13 protein-coding genes are annotated in these 18,871 nt (G+C 64.5%); 7 read left to right on the top strand and 6 right to left on the bottom strand.

The annotated features are described in order from the left end of the window. Positions 1-155: 155 nt before the first annotated feature. Positions 156-836 (top strand): two-component system response regulator CinR, encoded by a 681-nt coding sequence (gene cinR, locus KDB76_RS09525; RefSeq protein ID WP_015269546.1) that lies wholly within the window; start codon positions 156-158, stop codon positions 834-836. After that, positions 833-2,185, top strand: coding sequence for a heavy metal sensor histidine kinase (locus KDB76_RS09520; RefSeq protein ID WP_038409182.1), 1,353 nt, complete (start codon positions 833-835; stop codon positions 2,183-2,185). Before cinR ends, KDB76_RS09520 begins: the two co-directional genes overlap by 4 nt. A 134-nt stretch (positions 2,186-2,319) precedes the next feature. Here KDB76_RS09520 and KDB76_RS09515 read toward each other — a convergent pair whose 3' ends face one another. The 3 genes from KDB76_RS09515 to KDB76_RS09505 all read right to left on the bottom strand — a co-directional run bounded on the left by KDB76_RS09515 (position 2,320) and on the right by KDB76_RS09505 (position 5,564). Then, positions 2,320-3,561, bottom strand: a complete 1,242-nt coding sequence (locus KDB76_RS09515) for a lipoprotein-releasing ABC transporter permease subunit (RefSeq protein ID WP_013971731.1) — start codon at positions 3,559-3,561, stop codon at positions 2,320-2,322. Between the two features lie 61 nt (positions 3,562-3,622). Then, entirely contained in the window at positions 3,623-4,306 is a 684-nt protein-coding gene (gene lolD / locus KDB76_RS09510; protein ID WP_169774647.1) for a lipoprotein-releasing ABC transporter ATP-binding protein LolD, read from the bottom strand. Positions 4,307-4,313: 7 nt separating this feature from the next. Next, on the bottom strand, positions 4,314-5,564 hold the full coding sequence (locus tag KDB76_RS09505; RefSeq protein ID WP_015269543.1) for a lipoprotein-releasing ABC transporter permease subunit: 1,251 nt from the start codon (positions 5,562-5,564) through the stop codon (positions 4,314-4,316). Between the two features lie 93 nt (positions 5,565-5,657). Between KDB76_RS09505 and KDB76_RS09500 the strand changes: the two genes are divergently transcribed. Further along, a complete protein-coding gene (locus KDB76_RS09500; RefSeq protein ID WP_212632265.1) occupies positions 5,658-6,242 on the top strand; it encodes a PilZ domain-containing protein in 585 nt (194 codons plus the stop codon). 31 nt (positions 6,243-6,273) lie between these two features. Beyond that, complete coding sequence (locus KDB76_RS09495) at positions 6,274-6,996, top strand: glycerophosphodiester phosphodiesterase (protein ID WP_013971727.1); 723 nt, start codon at positions 6,274-6,276, stop codon at positions 6,994-6,996. A gap of 42 nt (positions 6,997-7,038) precedes the next feature. Here KDB76_RS09495 and sthA read toward each other — a convergent pair whose 3' ends face one another. From sthA to KDB76_RS09480, 3 genes are all read right to left on the bottom strand, one after another. Then, entirely contained in the window at positions 7,039-8,433 is a 1,395-nt protein-coding gene (sthA, locus tag KDB76_RS09490; protein WP_013971726.1) for a Si-specific NAD(P)(+) transhydrogenase, read from the bottom strand. A 202-nt stretch (positions 8,434-8,635) separates the two neighbouring features. Further along, positions 8,636-9,634, bottom strand: a complete 999-nt coding sequence (locus KDB76_RS09485; protein ID WP_024086582.1) for an FAD:protein FMN transferase — start codon at positions 9,632-9,634, stop codon at positions 8,636-8,638. Between the two features lie 195 nt (positions 9,635-9,829). Beyond that, positions 9,830-11,293 carry a glyceraldehyde-3-phosphate dehydrogenase gene (locus tag KDB76_RS09480; protein ID WP_031324543.1) on the bottom strand — a complete coding sequence of 488 codons (1,464 nt, stop codon included), beginning with the start codon at positions 11,291-11,293 and terminating at the stop codon, positions 9,830-9,832. A 167-nt stretch (positions 11,294-11,460) separates the two neighbouring features. Between KDB76_RS09480 and mfd the strand changes: the two genes are divergently transcribed. Genes mfd through KDB76_RS09465 form a run of 3 tightly spaced genes read left to right on the top strand, consistent with a single transcriptional unit; the run spans position 11,461 to position 18,805 of the window. After that, positions 11,461-14,910 carry a transcription-repair coupling factor gene (gene mfd, locus KDB76_RS09475; RefSeq protein WP_038409180.1) on the top strand — a complete coding sequence of 1,150 codons (3,450 nt, stop codon included), beginning with the start codon at positions 11,461-11,463 and terminating at the stop codon, positions 14,908-14,910. A 9-nt stretch (positions 14,911-14,919) separates the two neighbouring features. Then, the gene (locus KDB76_RS09470; RefSeq protein WP_013971723.1) at positions 14,920-15,492 is read left to right on the top strand and encodes a CsiV family protein; all 573 of its coding nucleotides are present in this window, start codon (positions 14,920-14,922) and stop codon (positions 15,490-15,492) included. Between the two features lie 4 nt (positions 15,493-15,496). Next, entirely contained in the window at positions 15,497-18,805 is a 3,309-nt protein-coding gene (locus tag KDB76_RS09465) for a DEAD/DEAH box helicase (protein ID WP_013971722.1), read from the top strand. Positions 18,806-18,871 lie beyond the last annotated feature (66 nt).

Genomic DNA, 18,871 nt, shown 5'->3' with positions numbered 1-18,871 from the left:
CGCCTTGGAGCGCAAGTCAGCGGGATTACATCTTCGTCAGTTTGGGGCAAGCCGGTGCATCGTCACGTATCATCTCAGCATCACCCAATCCCGGTGTTCGCGGGTAAACCCGCTCCCACAGGGTTTTGTGCCGTTTGCTGGAGTCAATTCACCCAATGAAACTGCTGATCGTCGAAGACCAGGCCCGTACCGGCCAGTACCTGAGCCAGGGTCTGAACGAGGCCGGCTTCGCCACCGAACTGGCCACCGACGGCGAGACCGGCCAGTTCCTCGCCCTGACCGGCGACCACGACCTGCTGATTCTCGACGTGATGCTGCCCGGCCGTGACGGCTGGCAGATCCTCCAGGCCGTGCGCCAGGCCGGCCTGGACACCCCGGTGCTGTTTCTCACCGCCCGCGATGCCGTGGAGGACCGGGTACACGGCCTGGAGCTGGGCGCCGATGATTACCTGGTCAAGCCGTTCGCCTTCTCCGAACTGCTGGCGCGGGTGCGCAGCCTGCTGCGCCGGGGCACCAGCCCCAGCCAGGACACCACCCTGGGCCTGGCCGACCTGCGCCTGGACCTGATCCGCCGCCGCGCCGAGCGCGCCGGCCAGCGCATCGACCTGACCGCCAAGGAGTTCGCCCTGCTTGAACTGCTGCTGCGCCGCCAGGGCGAGGTGCTGCCCAAATCGCTGATCGCCTCGCAGGTGTGGGATATGAATTTCGACAGCGACACCAATGTGATCGAAGTAGCGATCCGCCGCCTGCGCCTGAAGATCGACGACCCGCACCCCAACAAACTGATCCATACCGTACGCGGCATGGGCTATGTACTCGAAGAGCGCGCGGAGTGATGCCTCGGGTCTCCCTCGGCAGCCGCCTGGCCCTGCTGTTCGCCGCCTGCACCGCCGCTGTCTCGCTCGGTGCCGGCCTGATATTCAGCCGGGCCAGCGAGCAGCACTTCGTCGAACTGGACCGGCAGCTGCTGGACTCGCGCCTGTCGCTGTTCCGCACCCAGCTGGCCGGCATCTCCACCCCGGCCGAGCTGCAGGCGCGCCTGCCTGCCCTGCGCGATGAACTGGGCCACCAGGCCGACCTGGCCCTGCGCATCAACGGCAGCGACGGCGCCACCTGGTTCGAAAGCCGCACAGGCCTGCCCCGGACACCGCTGCCCGACGGGCTGGCAACCCTGCATGCGCAAGGCACCGACTACCGCAGCCTGGCCGTGCACCTGGCGCAAGGCGCCCCGCAGTCGCCACAACTGACCGTGTATCTCGACATCACCCATCACCAGCACTTCCTGCAGGGCATGCAGCGGCTGATCTGGCTGACGGTGGGCCTTTCGGCGCTGGCCACTGCGCTGCTCGGTGCCTGGGCTGCACGCCGCGGGTTACGCCCGTTGCGGCAGATGGGCCAGGTGGCTGCCAGCGTGTCGGCGCGCTCGCTCACCACCCGCCTGCCGGTGGCACAGATGCCCGAAGAGCTGGCCGAACTGGCGACGGCCATGAACGCCATGCTGCAGCGCCTGGACGATGCCTTCCAGCGCCTGTCGGCATTCTCTGCCGACATCGCCCACGAACTGCGCACGCCGCTGTCCAACCTGCTGACCCACACCCAGGTCACCCTCACCCGCCCGCGCAGCCTCGAAGAGTACCGCGAAGCTCTGCACGGCAACCTCGAAGAGCTGCAATGGATGGCGCAGATGATCAACGACATGCTGTTCCTGGCCAAGGCCGACCATGGCCTGCTAGTGCCCGGGCAAGCACCGCTGGTGCTGCATGAGGAGGTGGATGCGCTGCTGGAGTACTACGCGCCGCTGGCAGAGGACAGCGGCGTGCAGATGCTGCGCGAGGGTGAGGCGCTGCTGCAGGGCGACCGGCATATGCTGCGCCGGGCGCTGTCCAACTTGCTGGACAATGCCTTGCGCTTTACCCCGGCGGGAGGGCTGATACAGGTGACATTGGGGCCAGGGCCGAGGATTGGCGTGGCCAATACCGGGGCGGCTATCGAGCCGGCGGCGCTACCGCGGCTCTTCGACCGCTTCTACCGGGTGGACCCGGCGCGGCGGGAAGGCAGTAGCGAGCATGCCGGGTTGGGGTTGGCGATTACCCGGTCGATCGTGCAGGCCCATGGTGGGCGCATCAGGGCGGAGTGTGCGGACGGGTGGACGCGATTCGTGATCGATTTCACTGAAGACCAGTGACATCGGGGCTGGCACGCCACCCTGTGGGAGCGGGTTTACCCGCGAACACCGGCGAAGCCGGTGCCATGCAACGTGCTGGATTCTTCGCGGGTAAACCCGCTCCCACAGAGCCGCTCAATAACCTGAGGTAGACATTAAACCGCCAGGCCAATCGCCGGCTGCACCTGCGATGCCCGATAAGCCGGGTAAATGGTCGCCAGGAAGCTCATCACCAACCCGGCAGTGCAGATGATCGCCACATCGCCCCACTGCAACTGCGACGGCAAGCTGCTGACGAAGTACACATCCGAAGTAAAGATGTGCTGCCCGCTCACCCGCTCCAGCCAACCGACGATCTGGCTGACGTTGAACGCCGCAACCACCCCAAGCACACCACCGATCAGCGTCCCGACAATACCGATCAGGCTGCCCTGGACCATGAACGTGCCCATGATCTGCGCCGGCGTGGCGCCCAGGGTGCGCAGGATGGCGATGTCCGGCCCCTTGTCGTTCACCACCATCACCAGGGTGGCGATGATGTTGAACGCTGCCACCGCAATGATCATCAGCAACAGCAGGCCGATCATGGTCTTTTCCATCTTCATGGCGCTGAACAGGCTGCCCTGGGTATGCGACCAGTCATCGGCACGGTAGGCATCACCCAGCCCGGCAGCGATGGCCTTGGACACCTGCGGTGCGGCATACAGGTCGTGCAGCTTCAGGCGCACGCCCTGCACCTGGCCCGGCGCCCAGCGCTGCATGGCGCCGGCATCGGCGACGTGAATGTAAGCCTGCGAGCCGTCCAGCTCGGCGCCGACCTTGAAGATACCGACCACGGTCAGGCGCTGCATGCGCGGGGTGATGCCGCCCGGCTCCTTGCTGATTTCCGGCACGATCAGGGTCAGTTTGTCGCCGGTATTCAAGCGGAAGCGCCGCGCAGTCAGCTCACCGATGACCACGCCGAACTCACCCGGCTGCAGGTCCTGCAGCCGGCCCTGGACGATATGCTGGCCGACGATCGAGACCTTGCCCTCTTCGGCCGGGTCGATACCGCCGACCTGGATCGGCTGCATCGCGCCCTTGTACGACAGCATGCCTTCCATTTCGGTAATCGGCGCTGCCGCCATCACCGCCGGGTCGCGCATGGCCGCGTCGGCCACCTTGTGCCAGTCGTCCAGTGGCTGCACGCCGAGGATGGCGGCATGCGGCACCAGGCCGAGGATGCGCGAACTCATTTCGCGCTGGAAACCGTTCATCACCGACAGCACCACGATCATCGCCAGCACGCCCAGCGACAGGCCGATCATCGAGGTCATCGAGATGAACGAGATGAAGTGGTTGCGGCGCTTGGCTCGGGTGTAGCGCGCGCCGATGAAGATGGGCAAGGGTCTGAACATGTACGAAAATACCCAATGAAAACAGGAAAACGGGGCGGCACCGGCCACCCCGTGCAGTCGATCAGATCGCCACCAGGTGGCCGTCGTCGAGCTTCAATACACGATCCATCTGGCGTGCCAGGTTGAGGTCGTGGGTGACCACCAGGAACGCCGTGCGCGACGCACTGGACAGCTCCTGCATCAACTCCTGGATGCCCTGGGCGGTGTGGTGGTCGAGGTTGCCGGTCGGCTCGTCGAGCATTACCAGGCCGGGGCGGTTGACCAGTGCCCGGGCAATCGCCACCCGCTGGCGCTCACCACCGGACAACTCGGCCGGCTTGTGGTTGAAGCGGTGGGCCAGGCCAACACGCTTGAGCAGCGCCTCGGCACGCTCACGGGCCTCGGGGATCGGCGTGCGGCCGATCAGCAACGGCATGCACACGTTTTCGATGGCAGTGAATTCCGGCAGCAAGTGGTGGAACTGGTAGACAAAGCCCAGCTCGCGGTTGCGCAACAGGCCACGGGCACGCTCGCCCAGTGCCGACAGCTCCTCGCCGGCCAGCCAGACGCTGCCCTGGGTCGGCCGGTCGAGGCCGCCCAGCAGGTTGAGCAAGGTACTCTTGCCCGAGCCGGAGCTACCCACGATGGCTACCCGCTCACCGGCGTGCAGCTCGAGGTTGAGCCCGGACAGCACCTGCACCGACTCCGGGCCCTCGTCGTAGGACTTGCCCAGGTTGCGGCAACTCAGAACGGCTTTATCACTCATGCGCGACTCACTCATAACGTAGCGCCTCTGCAGGCTGGGTGCGGGCCGCACGCCAGGCCGGGTACAGGGTGGCGAAGAAACTCAGGACCAGTGCCGCGCCACAGACCATGTACACGTCCTGGGCCTGGATCTGCGACGGCAGATAATCGATGAAATACACGTCGGCGTTGAGGAACTTGTGCCCGATCAGTTTCTCGATGCCGGCGATCACCGCGCTCACGTTCAGCGCGGCGACGATCCCGACCACGGCGCCGATCAGGGTACCGATCACCCCGATCACCGTGCCCTGGACCATGAAGATGAGCATGATCTGCCCGGGCGTGGCGCCCAGGGTACGCAGGATGGCGATGTCGCCACGCTTGTCGTTGACCACCATCACCAGGGTGGAAATGATGTTGAACGCCGCCACCGCCACGATCAGCAGCAACAGCAGGCCGATCATGGCCTTTTCCATGCGGATTGCCTGGTACAGGTTGCCGTGGGTACGGGTCCAGTCACGGCTGTAGAACTCCTGGTCACCCAGGCGCTGGGCGATGTCCCAGGCCACCCGCGGCGCCTGGAACAGGTCGTCGAACTTCAGGCGCAGGCCCTGGACCTGGTCAGGCTTCCAGCGGTGCAGGCGGGACAGGTCGCTGATGTTGGTCAGGCCCAGGTAGCCGTCGATTTCGCCCGCGCCCACGTGGAAGGTGCCGACCACGGTGAAGCGCTTCATGCGCGGGAACATGCCGGCCGGGGTCACGCTGACCTCGGGGGCGACGAAGGTGAGCTTGTCGCCGATGCCCACGCCCAGCTTGGCCGCGGCCTTGTCGCCGATCATGATGCCCCACTCGCCCGGCGCCAGCTGGTCCAGGCGGCCTTGCAGGACGAACTTGTCGATGATCGACACTTCGCGCTCGCGGGCCGGGTCGATGCCGTTGAGCAGCACCTTCTGCACCTTGCCTTCGTGGGTCAGCAGGCCCTGCATCTGGGTGAAGGGCGCAACCGCCACCACCTGCGGATTCTGCTTTACTTGTTGGGCAAGGGCCGGCCAGTCGGCAATGGGCTGGCCGCTCTCCAGCGTGGCATGGGGGATCATGCCCAACACGCGGGTACGCATCTCGTGGTCGAAACCGTTCATGACCGAGAGCACCACGATCATCACCACCACGCCCAGGGCGAGGCCGATCATCGAGGTCAGGGAAATGAACGAGACGAAGTGATTGCGACGTTTGGCACGGGTATAACGCGTGCCGATGAATGCGAAAAGAGGTCTGAACATGTCGGGGCTTGTTCGGATGAAAGGGAACGTCCTTGTGGCGAGGCGCCTACGGCGGCTTTACACTCGGACCACCGCCGCTACCTTGGGTTCGCCATGACGACATTAGACGAAGAAGATCGCCGCGAATACTACCGCATCGAAGATCGGATCGCACTTCAAATCAGCCCCCTCAGCGCGGCCGAAGCCCTTGACCCAGAAGTGTTGCAAGATGATTCGCCTTTGTTCAACCTGCTCAGCGAGCTGCACCTGTCCGACTTCGAGTCGCAGCACCTGCTGCGCCAGCTGAGCGAGAAGGACCGCACCCTCGCCGCTTTCCTGCGCGCGCAGAACAAACGCCTCGACCTGCTTAGCGCAGTAGTTGCCCAGACCCTGCTCGGCGAAGTTGGCCAGCCCCAGCCGGTTGTCATTTCCGAAGGCGGCATCGAGTTCGCACAAGCCACAGCGGTTGCCTCCGGCACCCGGGTGAAGGTGAAGATGGTGCTGATGCCGCGCGCCCACGGCCTGCTGCTGCGCGGCAAGGTCACCCATTGCGACCCGCGCCCGGAGGGCGGCTTCGAGGTCGGCACCGAATTCACCGACATGACCGACGCCCAACGGCAATTGCTGGCCCGCTACATCCTGCAACGCCAGCAGCAGCAACGGCGCCAGCAGCTGGAACAGAACGACCCCGCCTCCTGAGCCCATTTTTCTCTGATTTGAAGGAACGAACGTGACCCTGATCTACGGCCACCGCGGCGCCAAGGGCGAAGCGCCCGAGAATACCCTGAAGAGCTTCCAGCAATGCCTCGCCCATGGCGTGACCCGCTGCGAGCTGGACTTGCACCTGTCGGCCGACAACGAGCTGATGGTGATCCACGACCCGACCCTCAAGCGCACCACCGGCAAACGCGGCAAGGTGGTCGAGCACCCGGCCGCAGACCTGGTCAAGATAGATGCCCGCAAAGGCGGCCCGGGCCATGTTCAGCCCTGCCCGATTCCGAGGCTGGAAGAACTGTTCCAGAAGTGCCCGTTCGAGCATTGGCAGCTGGAAGTGAAAAGCGCCTCGCGTACCCGCGCCGCGACCACCGTGCTGGCGATCCGCGAACTGGCCCAGCAGTACGGCCTGCTGGACAAGGTGACCATTACCTCCAGCTCACGCGAAGTGCTGGGTGCCGCCCTGGAGCTGGTGCCGGACGTCAAACGCGGGCTGGTAGCCGAATACGCCTGGCTCGACCCATTGAAGGTGGCACAGAACTACGGCTGCAACCTGCTGGCATTGAACTGGACGCTGTGCACCCCCGAGCGCCTGCTGAAAGCCCAGGCCCAGGGTTTGCACGTGTCGGTGTGGACGGTCAACGAACCGGCACTGATGCGCCGGCTCGCTGACTTCGGTGTGGACAGCCTGATTACAGACTTTCCCGGTTTGGCCAGGACCACCCTCGGGCAGGGTTGAAATCGGTCTCTCCGACCGGCTCAGGCCACCGGTCGGAGCCGCTCAAAAAAGCCGGTTCAGGCCATCGTAGGCAGCTACCCGATAGGCTTCGGCCATGGTCGGGTAGTTGAACGTGGTGTTGACGAAATACTTCAGGTTGTTCAGCTCGCCCGGCTGGTTCATCACGGCCTGGCCGATATGGACGATTTCCGAAGCCTGGTAGCCGAAGCAGTGTACGCCCAGCACCTCCAGTGTTTCGCGGTGGAACAGGATCTTCAGCATGCCTTGCGGCTCGCCGGCGATCTGTGCACGAGCCATGCTCTTGAAGAAGGCTTTGCCCACTTCGTACGGCACCTTGGCCTGGGTCAGTTCCTGCTCGTTCTTGCCGATCGAGCTGATCTCCGGAATGGTATAGATACCGGTCGGCACATCATTGACGAAGCGCCAGCTGCCATTGTCCACGATGCTGCCAGCTGCCGAACGGCCCTGGTCATGGGCAGCACTGGCCAGGCTTGGCCAGCCGATCACGTCGCCGGCACCGTAGATGTTCGGCACGCTGGTGCGGTAGGCCTCGTCGACCTCGATCTGGCCGCGGCTGTTGACCTTGATGCCGATGTTTTCCAGGCCCAGCTTGTCAGTGTTGCCGGTACGGCCGTTGCACCACAGCAAGGCGTCGGCCTTGATCTTCTTGCCCGACTTCAGGTGCAGGATCACCCCGTTGTCCAGGCCTTCGACGCGCTCATACTCTTCGTTGTGGCGCACGGTGATGTTGTTGTTGCTGAAGTGGTAGCTCAGCGCCTGGGAAATTTCCGAGTCGAGGAAGCTCAGCAACTGGCCACGGTTGTCTACCAGCTCTACCAATACACCAAGGCCGCTGAAGATCGAGGCGTATTCGCAACCGATCACGCCGGCTCCGTACACGATCAATTTGCGTGGGGTGTGGCTGAGGCTGAGGATGGTGTCGCTGTCGTAGACGCGCGGGTGGTGGAAGTCGATATCGGCCGGGCGGTACGGGCGCGAGCCGGTGGCGATGATGATGTGCTTGGCGTTGAGCTTTTCCACCACACCGTTCGGGCAGACCACTTCGACGGTCTGCTCGTCGGCGAAGCTGCCGGTGCCGAAGAACACATCCACGCGGTTACGTGCGTAGTAGCCGGTGCGCGACGCTACCTGCTTGGCGATGACCTTCTCGGCGCTTTTCAGCACGTCGGGGAACGAGAACCAGCGCGGCTCACCGATGGCACGGAACATCGGGTTGGTGTTGAACTGCATGATCTGCCGCACCGAGTGACGCAGTGCCTTGGACGGGATGGTGCCCAGGTGGGTGCAGTTGCCCCCGACCTGGCGACGGCTATCGACCATCGCCACCTTGCGCCCTGCTTTGGCGGCGTTCATTGCCGCACCTTCTCCGGCCGGGCCGGAACCCAGCACCACTACGTCGTAGTTGTAGACAGCCATGCGTACTCCTTCAGAACTGGCCCGCAAGCTACGGTCGCTCGCGGGGCGCGATCATGCCGCCGGGGCGCCATGAGAAAATTCGGGTGCAGTCTAATCAAGCGTGAACGCCGCGCACATTAACCCTTGGTCGCGTCGTAGGCCAATTTCGCCCGCACTACATGTGTGAACCATTCCCTGGCGGCGATCATCCCTGCTTGTGCTTTCACTCGCCTTTCACTGCCCGTTCGAATGCGGGCGTAGCTCGGGAGACGAAGCCACCCTCGGCCCGAGTCACCAATACCGCGGCAAGGCCATGCGCCACGGCAAAATCCCAGCCACGTTCCGGGCCCAGGATCAACAGCAGCGTCGAATAGCCGTCGGCCTGCAGCGCCGAGGCATCGAGCACGGTGACTGCGGCCAGGTCGTGCTGCACCGGGCGCCCGAGGCGGGCATCGAAGGTGTGCGAATAGCGCCGGCCATTCTCCTCGAAATAGTGCCGATAGTCACCCGAGGTCGATACCGAAAGGCCATTGACCGGGATGATCTGGCGGGCTATCTGGCGATCTTCGCGGGGTAGCTCCAGGGCGATGCGCCAGGGGCTGCCATCCGGTTTGCGGCCGGCGGCCTTGAGCTCGCCGGTGGCTTCGGCGACAAAGTTGGCCACGCCCATGGCCTGCAGGCGCGCGGCGATCAGGTCGACGGCATGGCCGGCGGCGATGCTGTTGAAGTCGAGCTGCACCGGGGCGTCCTTGCACAGGGCCTGGCCGTCGATATGCAGATGCCGGTAGCCCACACGCTGGCGCACCTGGGCCAGGGCCGACGGGTCGGGCACCTGTTCGTGACGGGCCTGGGGGCCGAAGCCCCACAGGTCGAGCAAGGGTTCGACGGTAAGGTCGAAGGCGCCGCCGCTCTGCTCGGCCAGGTGCTGACCAAGGCTGACCAGTTCGAGCATGTCGGCCGGCAGCACCAGGCACTGGTTGGCGGGCAACTGGTTGAAACGGCTGATGGTGGAGTCGCCGCGGTAGGTCGAGTAGTGCTGGTCGATGTCGTGCAGGATGGTTTCGACCGCTGCCTGCACCTGGACCGGCGCCGGGCCGCCGGGTTCGCGCACGTACTGGATGCTGTAGCTGCTGCCCATGGTCGGGCCGCCCAGGCGCTCCAGGGTGGGGCCCTGGTTGCAGGCGGTGAGCAGCATGAGGATGAACAGCAAGGCTGTGCGCAAGGTTCGGGCTCTCGGTTGCCTGTGCCGGCTTCTTCGCGGGTAAACCCGCTCCCACAGGTATACCACTGCCCTCACGGACGACGCGGCCCTGTGGGAGCGGGTTTACCCGCGAAGAAGCCGGCACAGGCAACACAAATTCTGGATAAAAAAAAGGGAACCCGAAGGTTCCCGTTTTTTCATTGCCTTACAAGCGTATCAGTGCGGAAACGCTGGCGGGTTCACACCGGCCATCTCTTCCATCACACGAACCACCTGGCAGCTGTAACCGAATTCGTTGTCGTACCAGACGTACAGAACAACGCGGTTGTCATTGCAGATGGTCGCTTCGGCGTCAACCACACCGGCGTGGCGCGAACCGACGAAGTCGGTCGAAACCACTTCCTGCGAGCTGACGTAATCGATCTGCTTGTGCAGTTCCGAGTGCATGGCGGTCTGGCGCAGGTACTCGTTGATCTCGTCGCGGCTGGTGGCCTTCTCGAGGTTCAGGTTGAGGATGGCCATCGAAACGTTCGGCGTCGGTACGCGAATGGCGTTGCCGGTCAACTTGCCCTTCAGCACTGGCAGTGCCTTGGCGGCAGCAGTGGCGGCGCCGGTTTCGGTGATGACCATGTTCAGCGGCGCGGCGCGGCCGCGGCGGCTGCCCTTGTGGAAGTTGTCGATCAGGTTCTGGTCGTTGGTGAACGAGTGAACGGTTTCGACGTGGCCGTTGACGATGCCGTACTGGTCGTTGATGGCCTTGAGCACCGGCACGATGGCGTTGGTGGTGCAGGAAGCGGCCGAGATGATCTTGTCATCGGCAGCGATGTCACCGTGGTTGATGCCGTGCACGATGTTCTTCAGCGCGCCCTTGCCAGGTGCGGTGAGGATCACGCGGGCAGCGCCCGGGCAGGCCAGGTGCTGGCCCAGGCCGTCGGCATCACGCCATACGCCGGTGTTGTCGACGATCAGCGCGTTTTCGATGCCGTACTGGGTGTAGTCGACTTCGCTCGGGCTCTTGGCGTAGATAACCTGGATCAGGTTGCCGTTGGCGGTGATGGTGTTGTTGGCTTCGTCGATGGTGATGGTGCCATCGAACGGGCCGTGCACCGAGTCACGGCGCAGCAGGCTGGCACGCTTGACCAGGTCGTTCTCGGCGCCCTTGCGCACGACGATGGCGCGCAGGCGCAGGCCGTCGCCGCCACCGGTCTTCTCGATCAGGATGCGCGCCAGCAGGCGGCCGATGCGGCCGAAGCCGTACAGGACAACGTCGGTGCCTTTGCGCGCCGAAGCGTTCTGCTGGCCAACCACCTCGGCCAGTTCTTCACGGACGAACTGCTCGGCAGTGCGGCCATTGCCTTCCTGCTTGAACTTGTTGGCCAGCTTGCCCAGGTCGACCGAAGCGGCGCCCAGTTTCAGCTCGCTCATGGCCTTGAGCAGGGGGAATGTCTCGTGGACGGACAGTTCGGTTTCGTCGGCTTGACGATGACGCGCAAAGCGGTGCGCCTTGAGGATCGAGATAACCGAACGGTTGATCAGGCTACGGCCATAAATCGAGCTCACCACGTTGTTGTTGCGGTAGAGCTGACCGATAAGCGGGATCATCGCTTCAGCCAGGGCTTCACGATCGATCCACTCACCAAGACACTGGTCGGGCTTCTGAGTCACGGGAACCTTCCACATGTAGGGACAGAAAAAAGGGGCTACATTATGACGCCCCAACGCGTTGCGGGCAATGAGTGCCTGTCGCGGCCACGCAAGCCAGCGTTCATGCCCTTTCGAACCTGACAGCCGGCACCGTCACCGGTACAATCGATCTCTTTGCCGCAACGCTTGGAGTGCAATCTCCCGTGTCAGTTCTGCGCCTACCGCAAATGTCGGCCACGGCCGGCAAACAAACCTGGGGCAATCTACCCGGTGCCGCCCTCAGCCTGGCCATCGCCGAGGCCGCCAGCAGCGCGGGCCGCTTCACTTTGCTGCTGACTGCCGACAGCCAGGCTGCCGATCGTCTGGAACAGGAACTTCGCTTCTTTGCCCCGGACCTGCCGGTGCTGCCGTTCCCTGATTGGGAAACCCTGCCCTACGACCTGTTCTCGCCGCACCAGGACATCATTTCCCAGCGCATCGCCAGCCTCTACCGCCTGCCCGAGCTGAGCCACGGCATCCTCGTGGTGCCGGTCACCACCGCCCTGCACCGCCTGGCGCCGACCCGCTTCCTGCTGGGCAGCAGCCTGGTGCTGGACGTGGGCCAGACCATCGACGTGGAGCAAATGCGCCTGCGCCTGGAGGCCAGTGGCTATCGCTGCGTCGACACCGTCTACGAGCATGGCGAGTTCGCCGTGCGCGGCGCGTTGATCGACCTGTTCCCGATGGGCAGCAAGCTGCCCTACCGTATCGACCTGTTCGATGACGAGATCGAGACGCTGCGCACCTTCGACCCCGAGACCCAGCGCTCGATCGACAAGGTGGATTCGGTGCGCCTGCTGCCGGCGCGCGAGTTCCCGATGCAGAAAGAGGAAGTGACCCGCTTCAAGGCGCGCTTCCGCGAGCGCTTCGATGTCGACTTCCGCCGCAGCGCGATCTTCCAGGACCTGGCCAGCGGCATCATCCCCGCCGGCATCGAGTACTACCTGCCGCTGTTCTTCGAAGAAACCTCGACCCTGTTCGACTACCTGCCGGCCGACACCCAGGTGTTCTCGCTGCCCGGCGTGGAACAGGCCGCCGAACACTTCTGGAACGACGTGCGCGGGCGTTATGAAGACCGCCGTGGCGACCTGAGCCGGCCGCTGCTGCCGCCGGCCGAGCTGTTCCTGCCGGTGGAAGACTGCTTTGCCCGGCTCAAGCAATGGCCACGGGTAGTGGTCAGCACCGAAGACCTCGACCCGGGCGTGGGTCGCGAGCGCTTCCCGGCACGCGCCCTGCCCAACCTGGCAATCGAAGCCAAGGCCAACCAGCCCCTGGCCGAACTGGCCAACTTCCTCGACCAGTTCCCCGGCCGGGTGTTGTTCACCGCCGAATCGACGGGCCGCCGCGAAGTGCTGCTGGAGCTGCTCGAGCGGCTGAAACTGCGCCCGCATACCGTCGACGGCTGGGCCGACTTCATCACCGGCAGCGAACGCCTGGCAATCACCATCGCCCCACTGGACGAAGGCCTGCTGCTGGACGACCCAGGCCTGGCCCTGATCGCCGAAAGCCCGCTGTTCGGCCAGCGGGTCATGCAGCGCCGGCGCCGCGACAAGCGCGGCGAAACCGCCAACGACGCGGTGATCAAGAACCTGACCGAGCTGCGCGAAGGCGCGCCGGTGGTGCACATCGACCATGGTGTGGGCCGTTACCTGGGCCTGGCCACCCTGGAAATCGACGGCCAGGCCGCCGAATTCCTCACCCTGGAGTATGCCGAGGGTGCCAAGCTGTACGTGCCGGTGGCCAACCTGCACCTGATCGCCCGCTACACTGGCAGCGACGATGCCCTGGCACCGCTGCACCGGCTGGGCTCGGAGGCCTGGCAGAAGGCCAAGCGCAAGGCCGCCGAACAAGTGCGCGACGTCGCCGCCGAACTGCTCGATATCTATGCCCGCCGCGCCGCGCGCAAAGGCTATGCATTTGCCGACCCGTCCGCCGACTACGCCACCTTCAGCGCCGGCTTCCCGTTCGAGGAAACCCCGGATCAACAGGCTGCCATCGAAGCCGTGCGTGCCGACATGCTGGCGCCCAAGCCGATGGACCGCCTGGTGTGCGGCGACGTCGGCTTCGGCAAGACCGAAGTCGCCATGCGCGCAGCGTTCATCGCCGTACACAGCGGCCGCCAGGTGGCCGTGCTGGTACCCACCACCCTGCTCGCCCAGCAGCACTACAACAGCTTCCGCGACCGCTTTGCCGACTGGCCGGTGACCGTGGAGGTGATGAGCCGCTTCAAGTCGGCCAAGGAAGTGGCCAACGCCGCCGCCGAGCTGGCCGAAGGCAAGATCGACATCCTTATCGGCACCCACAAGCTGCTGCAGGACGATGTACGCTTCAAGGACCTTGGCCTGGCCATCATCGACGAAGAGCACCGCTTTGGCGTGCGCCAGAAGGAACAGCTCAAGGCCCTGCGCAGCGAAGTGGACATCCTCACCCTCACCGCCACGCCGATCCCGCGTACCCTGAACATGGCGGTGGCGGGCATGCGCGACCTGTCGATCATCGCCACGCCACCGGCGCGCCGCCTGTCGGTACGCACCTTCGTCATGGAGCAGAACAAGAGCACGGTCAAGGAGGCGCTGCTGCGCGAGCTGCTGCGCGGTGGCCAGGTGTACTACCTGCACAACGATGTGAAAACCATCGAGAAATGCGCCGCCGACCTTGCCGAACTGGTGCCAGAGGCGCGCATCGGCATCGGCCACGGGCAGATGCGCGAGCGCGAGCTGGAACAGGTGATGAGCGATTTCTACCACAAGCGCTTCAACGTGCTGGTGGCCTCGACCATCATCGAAACCGGCATCGACGTGCCCAGCGCCAACACGATCGTCATCGAGCGTGCCGACAAGTTCGGCCTGGCCCAGCTGCACCAGTTGCGCGGCCGTGTTGGCCGAAGCCACCACCAGGCCTACGCCTACTTGCTGACGCCAACCCGGCAGAAGGTCAGCGCCGACGCCGAAAAACGCCTGGAGGCGATCGCCAACACCCAGGACCTCGGTGCCGGCTTCGTGCTGGCCACCAACGACCTGGAGATTCGCGGCGCCGGTGAGTTGCTGGGCGAAGGCCAGAGCGGGCAGATCCAGGCGGTGGGCTTTACCTTGTACATGGAAATGCTCGAACGCGCGGTCAAGGCGATCCGCAAGGGCACCCAGCCCAACCTTGAGCAGCCGCTGGGCGGCGGACCGGAAATCAACCTGCGCCTGCCGGCACTGATCCCCGAGGACTACCTGCCCGACGTGCATGCACGGCTGATCCTGTACAAGCGCATTGCCTCGGCTGCCGATGAAGAAGGCCTCAAGGACCTGCAGGTGGAAATGATCGACCGCTTCGGCCTGCTGCCCGAGCCGACCAAGAACCTGATGCGCCTGACCTCGCTCAAGCTGCACGCGGAAAAGCTCGGCATCAAGAAAGTCGACGCCGGCCCCAACGGCGGCAAGATCGAGTTCGAGGCCGAGACCCCGGTCGACCCGCTGACCCTGATCAAGCTGATTCAGGGCCAGCCCAAACGCTACAAGTTCGAAGGCGCCACCCAGTTCCGTTTCCTGGTGCCCATGGAACGCCCCGACGAACGTTTCAATACCCTGGAGGCGCTGTTCGAGCGCCTGACCCCACAGCCTGCCTAAGGAAGACCCATGCGTGCCATCCGTTGCCTGACCCTGCTGCTGGCGCTGTTCGCCCCGGCCGCCTTCGCCGAAGGCCTGTATCAGGTAGAAATGATCCTGGTGCGGCAGAACAGCGTGCCCGCCTTTACCAGCCCGTTCGCCCCGGAAGACTGGAGCGCCGGCGCTCCGCGCCTGGAAAAGGACGCCGAGCGCCGTCTGGCGCTGGAAGACGAAGCCACCCGCCTGGAAGCCACCGCCGACTACACCGTGCTGCTGCACAAGGCCTGGCAGCAGCAAGTGGGCAGCGAGCCCAGCCGCATCGCCTTGGGTGAAGGCGTCGAGCAGTTTGGGCACTTCCCCATCGAAGGCAACCTGAGCATCGCCGAGGGCCGTTTCATCGCGGTCGAGGCCAATTTCTGGGTCAACCAGCTGGACGGTAACGGCAGCGTGCTGCAAAGCGAGCAGTTCAAGCAGAGCAACAGCAACGTCAAGGGCGGCCAGCTGACCTTCCTCGATGGCGGGCACCTGGCGGTGCTGCTGAAGGTGACACCACCAGGTACGCCTAAAATGCCGGTAATGGACCCGGAGATGATGGAGCAGTGATGCAATGAGCCGTGACGCTCTCCAGTTGCTGCGCGAGTACCCGAACTGGACCCAGTCGTTCACCGGCCCGGTCCTGCAACGCGGCGAGCGTTACGCCCGGGAAGACCGGGTAGAGATCGAAAGCTGCATCGGCGCGCTCGTCGAAGCCAGCTGTCGTGGCAGCGAGGGCAGCCCTTATCGGCAGAAGATAACCCTCACCGCCCTGGCTGGCCGCTGCCATGTACGCGGCCAGTGCAGCTGCCCCGTGGGGCATAACTGCAAGCATTGCGCCGCCGCGCTGTTCGTCCTTAGCGAACAACAGGCAACGATAAAAAGTCATGGTGACGCATTACCGGCCGATCTGCAGCGCTGGCTGAAAGGTCTCGAACAGCCTGCGCAGGAGCCTGCCGAAACCCAAGACAAACGTGGGCGCATGGTTTGCTACCAACTCAGGCTGACCGATGAGCCCGGCTGCGCGCTGCGGGTACGCAAAGGCACTCGCGAAGACCAGGGCGTTCGCTATAGCCGTGTGCAGTCACTCTACGATTTCCTTTACGAACCCCCGCGCTTCGTCAAGGAAGACGATATCCGCATCTTGCGCCTGCTTTCGGCGCTCAATCAGGCCGGCAGCCAGGACCGCGGCTACCAGCTCAAAGGCCGGGAAGGCGGCGAACTGTTCCAGCGCGCGCTGGATACCGGCCGCATGCTCTTTGACGAAAACAAGCCCCTGCTGCGCGAGGGCCCTACGCTTGCGGCCGAGTTTCGCTGGGTGCGGCTGGACAATGGTCACTATCGGGGCATCTGGTACCACGGTGAAACGCCGCTGAACTGCGTGATTGCGCTGCTGCCACTTTACTATTTCGATTTCACCGGCAGCGTGGTGGGCAAGCTCGAGCACAGCCTCGATCCGCACATTGCCCTGCAACTGACCATCGCTCCTGACGTTCCGGAACACCTTGTCGTGCCCCTCAGCCACAAGCTCAACGCCTTGAACCACCAACTCCCTACGCCGACCACGCTGGACGAACAACTCATTGACGACCTGCAACCCAGGCCGTACCTGACCCTGGGCAGCCTCGAATTCAGCGCCTACATGCCCAAGACCGGCCGCATGCAACGGCAGATGCAACACCGTGCCGCGCTGGCATTCGACTACGACGGCCTGCGAACCAGCGGCAGCGACGACAAGCCGCTGACCCGCCTGGTCGGCGATACCTGCCAGCGCATCCGCCGCCAGCCCCAGGCCGAACAGGCGCTTCGCAAGGTGCTGCGCGACCTCGGTTTCAAGGCCGCCACCCGGCAGAGCAAGGCCCTGCCAGACAGTGCCGGCGAGATGCTCCAGTTGCCCGATGACGAAGCCTGGCTGCGCTTTGCCCGAGAAGGCCTGCCGCGCCTGCGCGAAGCAGGTTGGGACATCGACATCCACCGTGACTTCGCTTTCAACCTGCAGGAGGTGGATGACTGGTACGCCACCATCGACGAAGCGCCCGGCCATGAATGGTTCGACCTGGAGCTGGGCATTGTGGTCGATGGCCAGCGCCACAGCCTGCTGCCGATCGTGCTGCAGCTGCTGCGCAGCAACCCGGAACTGCTGCGCCCTAGCGAACTGGCCCGGCGCAGTGACGACGAGCACCTGCTGATCGACCTCAACCGTGGTCGCCTCGATGCCCCGGCCCTGCGCGTTGCCTTGCCCTATGGCCGCATCAAGGCAGTGATGGGCACCCTGGGCGAACTGTACCTGCACGAAGACGCCGCTGGCCCCTCCCTGCGCCTGGACCGTGCCGATGCCGCACGCCTGAATGAAATCGACAGCCTTCCTTTGCACTGGGAAGGTGGCGAGCATGTACGCGACCTGGGCCGACGCCTGCGCGATGCCCGTGACTTGCAGGTAGAACCGCCGACCGGGTTGCAGGCAAGCCTGCGCCCTTACCAGCAACAGGGCCTGAACTGGCTACAGGCGCTGCGCGAGATGGGCACCGGCGGCATCCTCGGCGACGACATGGGGCTGGGCAAGACACTGCAGGCCCTGGCACACCTGCTGCTGGAAAAACAGTCCGGGCGCCTGAGCGCTCCAGCCCTGGCGGTGATGCCGACCAGCCTGGTGCCCAACTGGCTGGACGAAGCCCAACGCTTCGCCCCCGGGCTGCGCGTGCTGGCCCTGCAAGGCCCGGGGCGCAGCAAGCATTTCGCCAAATTGCACGAATACGACCTGGTCCTGACCACCTATGCCCTGGTGCCGCGCGACCTCGAGCACCTGCGCGCCCATGCCTGGCATGTGCTGGTGCTGGACGAGGCGCAGAATATCAAGAGCAGCACTAGCAAGGCCGCCCTCGCAGTTTGCGAGCTGCGGGCCAATCAGCGCGTCTGCCTGACCGGCACGCCAATGGAAAACAACCTGGGCGAGCTGTGGTCGATTTTCCACTTCCTCATGCCTGGCTGGCTGGGTGACCTGAAGCGCTTCAACCAGGACTACCGCACACCGATCGAGCGCCACGGCGACAGCGAGCGCATGGCCCACCTGGCCAGCCGCATCCGCCCGTTCCTGCTGCGCCGCACCAAGGAGCAGGTGGCGACCGAGCTGCCGGCCAAGACCGAGATGGTGCACTGGGTCGAGCTTAGCGATGCCCAGCGTGACACCTACGAGGCCGTGCGGGTGGCCATGGACAAGAAAGTCCGCGATGAAATCGCCCGCAATGGCGCCGCGCGCAGTCAGATCGTCATCCTCGACGCCCTGCTCAAGCTGCGCCAGGTATGCTGCGACCTGCGCCTGGTCAAAGGGGTGGAAAGCAAAGGCAACCAGGCCGACAAGGGCAAACTGGGCGCGCTGCTGGAAATGCTCGAAGAGTTGCTGAGCGAAGGGCGCCGGGTGCTGCTGTTCTCGCAGTTCACCTCGATGCTGGCGTTGATCGAGCAGGAACTGGAGAAGCGCAAGATTCGCTACAGCCTGCTGACCGGCGACACCCGCGACCGGCGCACGCCGGTGCAGCAGTTCCAGCAGGGTGACAGCGAAGTGTTCCTGATCAGCCTCAAGGCGGGTGGCGTGGGCTTGAACCTGACAGCCGCGGACACGGTGATCCACTTCGACCCCTGGTGGAACCCGGCCAGCGAAAACCAGGCTACCGACCGCGCCTACCGCATTGGCCAGGACAAGCCGGTATTCGTGTTCAAGCTGATCACCCGGGGAACGGTGGAAGAAAAGATCCAGCTGTTGCAGCAGGAGAAGGCGGCGCTGGCGGCGAGCCTGCTGGATGGCGGGCAGGCCGGGCAATGGCGGCTGGGGGATGAAGAGATCGAAGCGCTGTTTGCGCCGCTGCCCGGGAAGCGCGGGCGGTAGCCCAGAATCCTTCGCTGCCTGTACCGGCCCCTTCGCGGGTAAACCCGCTCCCACAGGGAGATCAGT

This window comes from Pseudomonas sp. JS425 (assembly GCF_018223845.1).
GTDB lineage: Bacteria > Pseudomonadota > Gammaproteobacteria > Pseudomonadales > Pseudomonadaceae > Aquipseudomonas > Aquipseudomonas asiatica.
The sequence above is the reverse complement of the archived record's forward strand: the minus strand, read 5'-3'. Positions and strand labels throughout refer to the sequence as shown.

Excerpts from the sequence above, each read along its gene's own strand:
- lolD (WP_169774647.1), bottom strand. The coding sequence starts at position 4,306 with ATGAGTGATAAAGCCGTTCTGAGTTGCCGCAACCTGGGCAAGTCCTAC.
- KDB76_RS09470 (WP_013971723.1), top strand. The coding sequence starts at position 14,920 with ATGCGTGCCATCCGTTGCCTGACCCTGCTGCTGGCGCTGTTCGCCCCG.
- KDB76_RS09480 (WP_031324543.1), bottom strand. The coding sequence starts at position 11,293 with ATGTGGAAGGTTCCCGTGACTCAGAAGCCCGACCAGTGTCTTGGTGAG.
- KDB76_RS09500 (WP_212632265.1), top strand. The coding sequence starts at position 5,658 with ATGACGACATTAGACGAAGAAGATCGCCGCGAATACTACCGCATCGAA.
- KDB76_RS09465 (WP_013971722.1), top strand. The coding sequence starts at position 15,497 with ATGAGCCGTGACGCTCTCCAGTTGCTGCGCGAGTACCCGAACTGGACC.
- KDB76_RS09505 (WP_015269543.1), bottom strand. The coding sequence starts at position 5,564 with ATGTTCAGACCTCTTTTCGCATTCATCGGCACGCGTTATACCCGTGCC.
- cinR (WP_015269546.1), top strand. The coding sequence starts at position 156 with ATGAAACTGCTGATCGTCGAAGACCAGGCCCGTACCGGCCAGTACCTG.
- KDB76_RS09515 (WP_013971731.1), bottom strand. The coding sequence starts at position 3,561 with ATGTTCAGACCCTTGCCCATCTTCATCGGCGCGCGCTACACCCGAGCC.
- sthA (WP_013971726.1), bottom strand. The coding sequence starts at position 8,433 with ATGGCTGTCTACAACTACGACGTAGTGGTGCTGGGTTCCGGCCCGGCC.